Origin of the sequence: Epilithonimonas bovis DSM 19482 (assembly GCF_900108115.1) — a bacterium.
GTDB classification, from domain to species: Bacteria; Bacteroidota; Bacteroidia; order Flavobacteriales; family Weeksellaceae; genus Epilithonimonas; species Epilithonimonas bovis.
Map to the genome: position 1 here is coordinate 36,034 of NZ_FTPU01000025.1, position 12,344 is coordinate 48,377.

The following is a 12,344-nucleotide window of genomic DNA, read 5'->3' on the forward strand; positions in this document are numbered from 1 at the left end:
GATGGCAAAGTTAGAAAATAAAAATACAAATAACCAAGAATCCAAAGTCGACCAACCGGCTGTGAAAAAGAAAAGCCCGCTAATCCTTAGGCTTTTGAGTTATCTGTTTTTTGGGATTGCCGGGTTGCTGCTGCTGATTTTCATCATTATTAATCTGCCGGTTACCAAGCGTTATATTGCCGGTCAGGCCATCGATTTCCTGAATAAGGATCTCAAAATGGGAATGTCTATAGATGACATAGACGTTAATTTTTTTGGAGATGTTACCATAAAAGGGCTTCGGTTAAAGGATTATAAGAATTATGAATTTGTAAAAGCAAAAGAACTAAGAGTCGGTTCAGACTGGTTTGCACTGGCCTTCAATACAAGAGATATTAAATTTAATCAGGCAACCATTATCAATCCTGTTGTAAGGGTTATTACGTATAAAGGTGACAGTATCAGTAATTTTATCCGCTATGTAGATAATTTTGACGATGGTAAACCACGTGATCCTAAGAAAAAACCCTTTAAAATGGGGATGAAGTTTGATATTATCAATGGGATCGCAAGTATTGTTAATGAAAATCTTCCGGGGGAAGAGGGCCGGTGGATGGATGCCAGAAAAGTTAACCTGAATGTCACCTCTCTCAAGGTAGAAGGTTCTGATGTTTCTGCAGATATCAGAAATTTTAATTTCATCACCAAACGATACGGCAAAGAGCATATTGTAGACACCTTCTCTACCAATTTTGAATTAACCAAAAAACATCTCAAATTCGGTAATCTGACCTTCAATACCAATTATTCTCTGCTGCAGGGTGAGGCTATTCTTAATCTTGATCCTAAAACCAAATTTGCTGACTTTGGAAACAAGGTGAACTGGGATCTTAACATTGTGTCCGGAAGCCAGGTGAGTGGTTATGATATCAGTTACTTTGTGCCGGATTGGGATAATTATACGCCCATGAACATCTCCGGGCAGATGACGGGTCCTCTCAATGCTTTTACATTGGATAATTTCTTGATTAGATCTCAGGAAATTAATCTCAATACCAAGAAAATGACGATCTCCAGCGTTCTGGATAAAAAATTCTTTGTCGAGAGTAAGGATTTGGCTGCAGATTTTACGTACAAAGGCCTCAAGGCATCTTTGCCTACCTTCATTTCTTCGAAAATGGGAAATTTTGCAGATGAATTTGGAAGATTGAAGTATAACGGCTCTGTCAAAGTAAATCCCAAACAGGTTCTCGCTACCGGAAATCTTATTACCGGGATTGGCCAGGCCAGGATGAAAAATCTGAATCTGGTGGATTACAGCACCAAAAGGCCAAAATACAAAGGTTATTTTGAGGTGAAAGATCTTAATGTAACAGCTTTGACCAAGAATAAGCAAGTCGGGCTCATCTCTGGGAAATTTGATGTACAGGGCGAGGGTTTTGATGTCAACACGATGTATGTTAAAACGACTTCCGATGTTAATCATATTGATCTGATGGGCAAGAGCCTTAATAATATATCTATTGCCGGAATTCTTAATAAAAGGCGGTTTACAGGTAATGTTATTGCTAATGATGCCAATGCCAAAGGTAGTTTCAAGGGTTTTGTGGACTTCAGTACCAAGAGGCTTCTGGCAGATTTTGAAGCGGATATCAGATATCTTAATCTGAAATATTTTGGCATTTCGGCAGGAGAAACTAATGCCGTTAGCGGATTTGTGAGTGGCAAATTGGCTATGACAAGCCTTAACGATCTCAATCTGGATGCGGGGATCAAAAATCTGGTCCTTAATTCGCCTGCGCAGAAACTGCAGATCCCGGATTCTAAAATCAAAGCTTATTTTGAGGATGGTAACAGGATTGTTTCGGTAGACGCACCAGGTGCTGTGGTGGGTAAGATCTCCGGGCGCTTTAACCTTGAGGATATTGCAAAAATGGTTACCAACAGTATTGATAAGATCCTGGTAGGCAATCCGCCGAAAAAAACCTATAACGGCCAAAACTTCGACTTTGATTTTGATGTAAAACAGGGTTTGGTTTCCTTTTTTGTTCCCGATCTTGAGCTGGAGAATGGTGCAAAAGTGGCTGGAAGCTATTCCGGAAATACCAATGACCTGACTTTGAATGCTGATGCCTCACGGATCAAATATGTCCTCACCAGCAAAAAGGAGCTTTCCGAAGCTGAAAAATTCCTTGCCGAAACCGACGCGACCTATCAGCCTGACCTCAACAAAGTAAAAGACAGTGCTATGGTTGACAGTATCAGCCTGCGGGTGAATACGGCAAATCTGTCTCAGCAGTTTTTGACAACTGTGAAAAGGGCACAGTATGGTGATCATGTTTTGCAGGATCTCAAATTGTCTGCTTACAACGAAAATGAGCAGGTTCTTCATATTTCCACTGTTTTTAAGCTGGGAACGCCGGATGATGAAACCGCGAAGCAGATGAAGGACTATGCGGTAAATATCAATCAGACGACAAATAACATTGGTGATTATGTTTTCCGGTTTGAGCCAACCACAATCAAATTTAATAATGTTGCCTGGAGCATTGATACCAGCCCGGAACTTAACCATTCTATCACTTACAGGAAAAAGGAAAAAGATTTTGTCATACAAAATTTAAGGATTTATTCTGATGACAGTGAGCTGCTACTGAAATCTGCTGATTTCCGTTCTGGTAAAGACTTTACCGCAGATGCTGAGGTGAAAAACCTGGATGTCTCAAAACTATTTGCTTTTAGCAGCCAGGATGATGATGCTATGAATATCAAAGGTATTGCGAACGGAAGCATACAAGTGAGAAAATCAGGCAACAATCTGGAGCCTTTGGTAGATCTTACCGTTAATGATATTATGATGAATGGCAAAGCGATGGGTAATATAGAGGCCAAAATTACCAAAAGCGAAAAGCCTAATGTCTTTGATGTTAATGTAGAAGCACTTTCTTCGGACCTTTTTGGTCAAAACACTCTGGATGTAAAGGGTACAATCGATAACAATCCTGCATCGCCGGTTCTTAATCTTGATGCCAAGATGAGTGAATTCGATATCGCATTTGCACAGCAATTCGTAGAAACGGTGTTTGGTAATTTCCGTGGCAAAGCGACAGGTGATCTCAACATATCCGGTCCGCTCAACGACATCGATTACAGTGGTGACATAGCCATGAAAGGTTTTGGCCTTAAGCTTCTCTTCACTGGCGTAGATTATTCTTTTGAGGATACCGTTATTAATCTTTCCAAGGGATTGGCGCTGCTTAACAATATCGGGATCAGGGACGGCCGAGAAAACTCAAAAGGGAATATTTCCGGTTCTATCCAGTTCGAGACCCTGTCATCACTGGCTGTTAACCTTATTATGCATGCCGATAATCTTTTGGTGCTTAATTCTACTCAGGATGACAATGATCTTTTCTGGGGACGGGTTATGGGACAGGGCGACCTGTATGTCAGTGGTCCTGTTTCCGGTTTGGAAATATCAACCCCAAATGACGGTCTCAGGGTGCTTAACAACAGTAGTTTTACCTTTAACAGTGCGTCGACGGCTAATGTAGAAGAGTTTAAAATTCTCAGGTTTCTAAAGCGGGATGATGAAGGTATTGTGTCTGTTGAAAAAAAGAAAAGATCGGGCGCCAATATGCTGATCGATTTTGATGTGACTATAGATAAAGGTTCTCTGGTTAATATCTTGGTGGGTGATGATGTCGGCAATATCTCTGTAAGAGGAGATGCTAACCATATGAAGTTTAGAATGGAAAGAAGTGGCAATATCAGCATGAACGGAAGCTATATAGTGGATAACGGGACATTTGTATCCAAAGCCATTCTGGACAGGACTTTCCAGATTGCACGTGGCAGCAGCATCCAGTGGACAGGCAGCCCGATGTTGCCGGACCTCAATATTACTGCCAATTATACCAGAACAGTAACCAATGCCGGAGAATACCTTGGCATGTCGCTTACGCAACCTATTAATGTAGTTTTGACTACAAAGATCACCGGAACCTTAACCAAGCCTGATATTGCATTCGGGGTATCTGCTCCAGATGTATCGTCGCAGGTTAGGGAAACACTGGCTGATAAGATGAATAACCAGGATGAGCGTGTGATACAGTTTGGGTCTGTTCTGGTCCTCAATAACTTTAATGTCGTTAATTCCGGTGGATTAGACTTTAATCTTTCAAAAACAGCTCAGAGTGCTGGCTATAATATGGTCTTTAAGCAATTGGGAAGCGTTCTTAATACCATAAGCAGCGCCTTTCAGGTTAATCTGGATTACATCAGCGGCGATCCTAACTCTAATACATCTGACAGGGCCAATACAAGCGTGAGTTTTGCATTGTCGCCAAGAGTTAATATTAAAACGGGTCTGGGTGTGCCGATCTCTAGGACAGAAAACACCAATGCCAACTATTTATCCGGGGAAGGCATTATAGAATATGACTGGAGCAGAAACAATAACGGCAGCCGACTTCTTCGTGCCTATTCCAAACCTTCTAATATTGGTATAGGTACGGCGGGTGCTAACCAAAGTTATGGTGTTGGCGTTGTGTACAGTAGAAGTTTTAATTCGTTCAGAAGATTGTTTAAAAAGCGAGATAAATCGAAATCTGACAGTACTACGGTTTCTGATAATAAAATAGATTCGTTAAAAAAAGAATCTAATAAATGATAATAATCATGTGAAATAGGTGATTTTGTTAAAACATGTTAATCTTTTAATAAGTTATTTTATTTAAGTTATTTTTTTTAAATTTGCAAAAAAGTTAACTATATTTTAAATAAATAACAAAGCCTAAATATGAATTATCAATTGGATGATATCGACAAAAAGATCCTGGATTTCTTAGTAGAAAACACCAGAATGCCATTTACAGAAATTGCTAAGCAAATGGATGTATCCGCCGGAACTATCCATGTAAGAGTAAAAAAAATGGAGGATGCAGGTATAATTCTTGGATCTTCTCTTAATATCGATTACGGTAAACTTGATTACAATTTTACTGCATTTATCGGTATTTTACTTACAAAATCAAACCATACACACGAGGTTCTTAAGAAGCTTGCAATGATACCAAATGTAGTGGAAGCCAGCGTGACTTCCGGTAAATACAATATCTTCTGCAAAATGAGAGCTATGAATACAGAAGATGCTAAAAGAATTATTTATCAGATAGATGATATTCAGGATGTTATGAGAACAGAGAGTATGATCTCTATGGAGGAATACATTAGCGACAAAAACCGTCTGATCAATGCGGTGAGTATATAGTTTAGTTAATAGAAATTTCTATAGAAAAGAGCTTATTATTAAGCTCTTTTTTTTATTTTTATCAAATGAATTCTGTGGATAAAAGTTTTAAGAACAACAAAGATTTTTACATCATTTTCGCGCTCATCCTGCTACTGTTTTGCCTAAGCATCAATACGGATTTAGCCGAATTTTCCCAACACCGTGATATTAGGATCCCCGCCAATTTTTTTTACTATACGCTGGGAGTAGACGTTTTGGTACTAATCAGTTGGGTCCTGCTTATTTTTTATAAAAAAGCCGGTGTCATACTTTTCCCACTTCTTGTCTTCATCCATTTTGGTCTGCATAATTATTTTTTGAGCACGTATTTATATTCTGATATTACGGTGCTTTTTATGTATATAGGGCTAGGCTTATTTGCCCTTATCCCAAGATGGAATGTATTGAAGTAATCTAAAATCCCTTCCCTCTAAATAAAAAAAGCTCAGATGATCTGAGCTAAATTTTTTTCCGGTTACCTGCGATAACTTTTAATTTCAATTAACGTTTTCTTACAGTAAATAAAATAATGTTAAGAGTTTTTCCGATTTGTGCTATTAGAATCTAATAGTCTGTGTTCTTATCTCCTGCAAAGTTCCGCAGATAAACAATCCCAGCAAAAAAAAATGCTACATCATATCTACTACATCATAAAAAAAAGCCTGTTTATCAATGTTTTTGACTAGAATGCCATCATCCATTTGTTAAGGTCAACATCAGATGGAATGGATAACTGCTTTCTCATTCGGTTCTTTTTTGTTTCAACACTTCGGACGGATATGTTTGTGCAGCTGGCTATTTCTTTGGTTGAAAAATTAAGTTTCAGCAATGCACAAAAGGTAAGTTGACCTGTTGTAAGATCAGGGTAAGTGTTGCAAAGCCGGGTGAAAAATAATGGGTAAACTTCTCGGAACCGACTCAGAAACGCCGGGTTATTGTCTCTGGCCAGTTCTATGAGTTCTGCGAACCCGTCATTCAATTTTAGTTCCAGCTGATACTGTTCCTGTTTGTCAATCGTAACATTGTCTTCAGTTTTATTATCAGTTTCCGTTTTTTTTGGATGATGTTTATTAAAGTATTTTAATCCTGCCCAAGTGATTAAGATGGCAGCAACTGTCAAACAGGCGATTGTGATATACAAATTTTCGTACCAGCTGTCTTTTTCCTGCTGGATGATATTGTTCGAGATTTTATCCATCTCAGTTTTTTCATTTATTCTTATCAGGTCTGATAGTTCAACTGCTTTTTTTGAATAGTAGCTGTATATTTTGTCTTCGCCCAGTTTCTCATAGATGTTGGCCAGGTCCTGATAAATGTACTGCATCCGGTAGATATCTTTGGCTTTTTCGAAGATAGAGAGTGCTTTTTTATACTAATGGACAGAGCTGTCGGTCCTGTTCATTTCCAAATAGGTGTTGGCGAGACCAAAAAGCGCAAATCCTTGATTAATAGAGTCTTGGTCTGCTTTTGCTAATTGATAGGATTTGTGATTATAGTACAGGGCAGAATTGTAATCACTCAAATCAATATATGTATAACCCAAGCTGGCATATTGTATAGAGAGCCATGCATCTCTTTTCTTTGGGTCCTTAATTTTTTTGTAAAAATTGACACTTTGTTGATCGAGCTTTAGTGTGTTTTTGGTATTTGCAAATTGTTGATTCTGGATTTCTGACCTGCCGGAATAGATCTGTCCCATACAGATATAATACTCGTCCTGATTGCTAATGTGTTTGCAGATGTTTTCTGCTTCTATACTGATTTCGTATGCCTTTTCAAAAAAACCAAGATACGAGTAGATGAGTGTTTTGGCGATTAATACCTGTGTGATGTGGACATAATCATTTTGTTTTTTTGCAATCGTCAGGAGCTGTTCAGCATTGGATAATGCTTTTTCCTGATTTCCTAACCCAAGATAGCAGTTGATAATCGCTTTCAGCGCTTTAGCTTCTCCGGCATAGTAGCCTATTTTCTGTGAAGCTTTCAAGGCATTGGAGCTTGTTTTGAGGGATATGTTACGGTCAACAATATAATAACTTTTGCTGATGACGCTGTCGATTTTTTGTGAAGTATATTGCTGAGCACTTGCCTTCGTAAGGGACGAAAGCAATAGGGAACTCAATATTAATCTACCCAACCAGCTCACATTAAACATCAATCAAATGTATAAAAATTTAGGCGAAAATTAATATAATCTATAGTTTTCTGTTATATAAATTGTAAAGTGCGTGTCGTAAATTGGTTTATTTAATCAAAATTAATTTTGCAGTAATCAAGAATGTCAGGAAAAAAAAGATCAAAATACGCTTGCAGTTGCGGCTTGTTTTGCAGGAAGATGTCAAAAACAGGCAGGTTCTCATCAAGATATTTCGCTTTATTCAAAACATTCTGCATGCTGAACTTGATACCCCAATCCTCTCTGTAATTGCTAAGCCAGTCATCTTTTTCCATTTTAATGAGCATCTGCCTGTAGTTTTTTGGCAGCCATTTTTCGTTTTCCCAAAGCGTCTGGTATGTTTTTTTGGAATGGTTTTTAAGTTCCTGACCTGTGTAAAAATGGGCTACAAAATAATCAAAAGCCACATCCACAAATGCCCCAGAATAAAGCCTTACCAACGGGCTAAAAATTTTTTTAGCTTCTGAGACAGCCGGGTGACTGTCGGTGAAAGTGTCTATAGCTCTGTGAAGTCTGATGCCCTCCTGAATACCGGACGGAAAATTCTCTCGCTCATTATTCCGGATAAAATCCGCAATCATGTTCCCAACAAGTTGACCGTCGGAAAAAGATAGGATAGAGTGGGCAAGATAATTCACTATAGAGTATGTTTGGTCAATTTACTTAATGACTGTTGTTAAAATTCCGGATTAGTCAGTCTGGTTATTCTATTTATTATAAAAAAAATTGACAGCCATCTTTTATCATTGATTTAAAATAGTTTCTCAACAAAGTCCTCAATTTTGCTGATTTCTTCAATTTTGATCCCGAATTTTCTTTTAGGAAGTTTATTAAGGTTGGAGATAAAAATTTTCTCGTAGCCTAATTTTTCGGCCTCGGTAATTCTTTGTTCAGCCTGCGCAACAGGCCGTATCTCGCCGCTTAATCCAATCTCACCTGCAAAACAATAGTGATCCGGGATGGCAATATCTTCGTTACTTGATAGGATAGAAGCCACAACAGCCAAATCCAGTGCCGGATCATCGGTTTTGATCCCACCGGTAATATTCAGGAAAACATCTTTTGAACCTAACTGAAAGCCGGCGCGTTTTTCCAAAACGGCTAGGAGCATATTCAGTCTTTTGGAATCAAATCCGGTAGAGCTTCTCTGCGGTGTACCATACACGGCGGTAGAGACCAATGCCTGGATCTCCAGCAGCATCGGCCGGTTGCCTTCCAGCGTTACCGCAATGGCATTGCCGGAGAGTTCTTCTGATTTTTTGGTTATCAATACCTCTGATGGGTTTTTTATTTCTTTAAGACCTTGCGAGATCATTTCATAAATTCCGATTTCGGCAGTAGAGCCAAAACGGTTTTTGTTGGCTCTCAACAGTCGGAACAGATGATTTCTGTCGCCATCAAAATTAAGAACCACGTCTACCATGTGTTCTAGTACCTTTGGCCCTGCAATTTGACCGTCTTTGGTAATATGGCCAACCAAAAAAACGGGAATATTATTCTCTTTAGCAAATTTGATGATCTCATTAGAGCATTCGCGGATCTGGGAAACTGTACCCGGAGAACTCTCGATGAGTTGTGATTGCAATGTCTGGATAGAATCGATGATGATAAAATCAGGCATTAGTTTTTTGGCTTCGTGAAGGATTTTTTCAACAGAGGTTTCCGTGAAAAGGAAACATTCAGGATTCTGAAGTTCAGATAAACGGTCTGCTCTCATTTTGATTTGTGAGGCACTCTCTTCTCCGGAGACATAGAGGATTTTTTTCTTCATTTTCAGCGCCAGCTGCAGGAGCAATGTAGATTTGCCAATGCCTGGCTCGCCACCAATTAGTGTGACAGAACCCAGCACGATACCACCACCCAAAACACGGTTCAGCTCTTCAGAAGGAGTTTTGATTCTTGGTTCTTCATTGGTTTCAACCTCTATGATATTGATGATGTGTGATTTTGATTTTGCCACGGCCGAAGCTGTTGTTTTTTCAACCACTTCTTCCACCAGGGTGTTCCATTCGCCACAGTTTTTACACTGCCCGTGCCATTGAGAATACTGTGCACCACAGTTTTGACAGAAATATATAGTCTTCAGTTTTGCCATTCTGCTAAGTTCTAGAAAAATTTGATAATTAAAAAATTTAAAGTCAATTTTGGGTGTTTTGGCGGTTTGATTTTCATGATTTAATTTCAAAAGCTTACTTTTGCGAGGTCACAATTTTTAGAATCAATTAATAATAATAAAATGGCATTAGAAAAAAATGATGTGGTAACACTAAAATATGTACTGCATACTAACGACGAATCTGGCGAGAAAGTTTTTGTAGAAGAAACGTCAGAAGAGAACCCAATGACTTTCCTATACGGTGTTGGAATGATGATTCCTAAATTTGAGGAAAGCATCCAAAACCTGAGCGTAGGTGATAAGGCATCGTTTACTATAGAACCAGGTGAAGGTTATGGTGAGAAAAATCCAGATGCTGTTACACAATTGCCTGTGGATATGTTCCAGGGGCAGGAGTTGCCACCAGTTGGTGCTGTATTGCCATTGTCAGATAATCAGGGGAATAATTTCCAGGCTATCGTTTTGGAGGTTACACCAGAAGCAGTGATTGTAGATCTTAATCATCCAATGGCAGGGAAAAATCTGCACTTTGATGTAGAGATTCTTAACACGCGCCCTGCAACAGAAGAAGAATTGGCTCATGGCCATGCTCATGGTGCTGATGGCCATTCCGGGCACTAAGATGATCATCAACAGATAAAAAATGCTCGCCATCGGCGAGCATTTTTGTTTTTATTTCAAAGGGATATTTTTCAAAATATCCTGAGTAAATGTCCAGAATTTTTGTACTGATGATATGCTTGCTCTTTCGACAGGCGAATGTGCACCTTTGATAGTCGGTCCAAAACTCACCATTTCCATCTCCGGATAATTGGCACCAATAATGCCACATTCCAAACCGGCGTGGCATGCTACTACCATTGGTTTCTCTCCGAAGTTTTTCTCGTAAAGTTTAGTCATTACCTGATTGATTTCAGCGTCAGGCTTTGGTTTCCATCCAGGATAAGAACCGGAAAATTCTGTGGTAATACCATTAGCATCAAATGATGACTTCAGTTGGTTGGCAACTTCCCATTTTGTAGATTCTACCGATGAACGGGTAAGATTCAGGATTTTGATTGTTCCCTCTTTTAATTCGACTCTTGCCACATTATTGGACGCTTCTACCAAGCCTTCTACATCCGGGCTCATGCGGAAAACACCATTATGAGCTGCATTGATTGCGAAAATTATTTTTTCTGAATCTTTTGCAGATACCGCTTTTTCCGTGGAATCTGTTTTTTCAATATTGATGATTAAATCTTTTTCTAAGGACGCAAATTCTTCCAGAATATCAGCTTTCAGCTGCTCCGCTTTTTCTAAAAAGCCGGCTGTATTTTCTACAGAAAATGTGCTGTGTGCTTCTCTCGGGATTGCATTCCTAAGGCTTCCGCCGTCAATAGAAATTAGCTGGATCTGGTTATCCAATCCCAAAAACAGAAACCTTCCCATTAATTTATTCGAATTTCCGTAACCTTTGTGGATATCCATCCCGGAGTGGCCACCGCGCAATCCTTTAATATCAATTTTGATGATTTCCCCATTTGTGTTTTCAAGATCAAATTTAGTGGTTGCGGTAACATCAACACCTCCGGCACAGCCAATGTCTATCTCGTCATCTTCTTCTGTATCCAGATTAAGTAAGATCTGACCTTTTAGCTGACCCGGTTTAAGAGCTAGTGCGCCGGTCATCCCGGTCTCTTCATCAATGGTGAAAAGTGCTTCCAGATCCGGATGTTCTATCTCCGAGCTTTCTAATATAGACATAATGGTCGCCACGCCAATACCATTGTCTGCGCCCAGAGTTGTGCCTTTGGCTCTTACCCAGTCGCCATCTACATACATTTGGATACCTTGTGTTTCAAAATCAAAATCAACATCATTGTTTTTTTGACATACCATATCGAGGTGAGACTGTAGGACAATGGGTTGTCTGTTCTCCATACCGGCTGTGGCTGGTTTTTGGATAATAACATTGCCGGTGCTGTCAACGGATGTTGGCAATCCCAGTTTTTCTCCAAATTCTTTTATGAATTTTATAACTTTTTCCTCTTTTTTTGATGGTCTTGGAACCGAATTAAGAGCTGCAAAATTTTTCCAAATCTGCTTTGGTTCCAGTTGTGAATATTCCATTTTTCAGAATTTTTTTTGATTCTGCAATTTACTAATTATGTAAAGAAAAAAGGAATTTTTATGATATAAATAATCTTAGGATAAATGTATATTTCGCTAATGTTTCCTATTTTTGATGTTTATTTTATAGCAGCAGGATGGCAGATTTTTTTAAACAGTTTTTCTAAATTTCTAAGATGGCGTGTATCAACATCTGAGTGGATCTATCTCGTAAAATGTGTTATCGGCGCGGCAATATGTTACCTGTTTTATGCCTTCCTTCCCCAATATCCGGTGTATTGGGCTATTATATCGGTGGTGATAGTCTTTTCTCCTGATAATAATAAAAAATTACACTATCAAACGGATAAACACACAAATGAGTAATATTCCTTCATAAAACATTGTTTTTCAATATGTTTTTATAAGAATACAAAAACCCACCTCTCTGTTTTTCAGAACAATTCTGTCTGTATCCAAGGTGGTTTTCTTCGTTTTTTCTGTTTCGTGTAAGTTCTCCTGCTGTTCTGTACCATCCAAAATATTTCCAGATGGCTGATTAAATGAATCCTGATGAGTGCCGCAATGGTAGAAAATGCCTTTTTGCTCTTTGATTTTACACGTAGAACCTGCAACAGTAGCTGTGCAATCAGGGTACACCAAATTTGGGTTTTGATGCCGTTTTCTGT

The 12,344-nt window shown here is 38.9% G+C and carries 10 protein-coding genes; 4 read left to right on the top strand and 6 right to left on the bottom strand.

The annotated features are described in order from the left end of the window. Position 1 precedes the first annotated feature (1 nt). From B0B05_RS11060 to B0B05_RS11070, 3 genes are all read left to right on the top strand, one after another. A complete protein-coding gene (locus B0B05_RS11060) occupies positions 2-4,651 on the top strand; it encodes a translocation/assembly module TamB domain-containing protein (RefSeq protein ID WP_076783711.1) in 4,650 nt (1,549 codons plus the stop codon). Positions 4,652-4,780: 129 nt separating this feature from the next. Continuing rightward, the gene (locus tag B0B05_RS11065; RefSeq protein ID WP_076783712.1) at positions 4,781-5,251 is read left to right on the top strand and encodes an AsnC family transcriptional regulator; all 471 of its coding nucleotides are present in this window, start codon (positions 4,781-4,783) and stop codon (positions 5,249-5,251) included. Positions 5,252-5,325: 74 nt separating this feature from the next. Next, positions 5,326-5,685, top strand: coding sequence for a hypothetical protein (locus B0B05_RS11070; RefSeq protein ID WP_143746004.1), 360 nt, complete (start codon positions 5,326-5,328; stop codon positions 5,683-5,685). A 269-nt stretch (positions 5,686-5,954) separates the two neighbouring features. Here B0B05_RS11070 and B0B05_RS11075 read toward each other — a convergent pair whose 3' ends face one another. The 4 genes from B0B05_RS11075 to radA form a co-directional block, all read right to left on the bottom strand. After that, positions 5,955-6,596, bottom strand: a complete 642-nt coding sequence (locus B0B05_RS11075) for a helix-turn-helix transcriptional regulator (RefSeq protein WP_076783714.1) — start codon at positions 6,594-6,596, stop codon at positions 5,955-5,957. Positions 6,597-6,644: 48 nt separating this feature from the next. Further along, positions 6,645-7,394, bottom strand: a complete 750-nt coding sequence (locus tag B0B05_RS11080) for a hypothetical protein (RefSeq protein WP_143746005.1) — start codon at positions 7,392-7,394, stop codon at positions 6,645-6,647. A gap of 125 nt (positions 7,395-7,519) precedes the next feature. Further along, entirely contained in the window at positions 7,520-8,086 is a 567-nt protein-coding gene (locus B0B05_RS11085; RefSeq protein ID WP_076783716.1) for an acyl carrier protein phosphodiesterase, read from the bottom strand. Between the two features lie 113 nt (positions 8,087-8,199). After that, positions 8,200-9,543 carry a DNA repair protein RadA gene (gene radA / locus B0B05_RS11090; protein WP_076783720.1) on the bottom strand — a complete coding sequence of 448 codons (1,344 nt, stop codon included), beginning with the start codon at positions 9,541-9,543 and terminating at the stop codon, positions 8,200-8,202. A gap of 141 nt (positions 9,544-9,684) precedes the next feature. Here radA and B0B05_RS11095 point away from each other — a divergent pair, with 141 nt between their 5' ends. Beyond that, positions 9,685-10,185 (top strand): FKBP-type peptidyl-prolyl cis-trans isomerase, encoded by a 501-nt coding sequence (locus B0B05_RS11095; RefSeq protein ID WP_076783717.1) that lies wholly within the window; start codon positions 9,685-9,687, stop codon positions 10,183-10,185. A gap of 51 nt (positions 10,186-10,236) precedes the next feature. Here the strand turns inward: B0B05_RS11095 and B0B05_RS11100 are convergent, their stop codons facing one another. Next, positions 10,237-11,676 (bottom strand): aminoacyl-histidine dipeptidase, encoded by a 1,440-nt coding sequence (locus B0B05_RS11100; RefSeq protein ID WP_076783718.1) that lies wholly within the window; start codon positions 11,674-11,676, stop codon positions 10,237-10,239. Positions 11,677-12,066: 390 nt separating this feature from the next. Then, a partial coding sequence (locus B0B05_RS11110) for a hypothetical protein (protein ID WP_221406973.1) occupies positions 12,067-12,344 on the bottom strand: 278 nt, incomplete at its 5' end.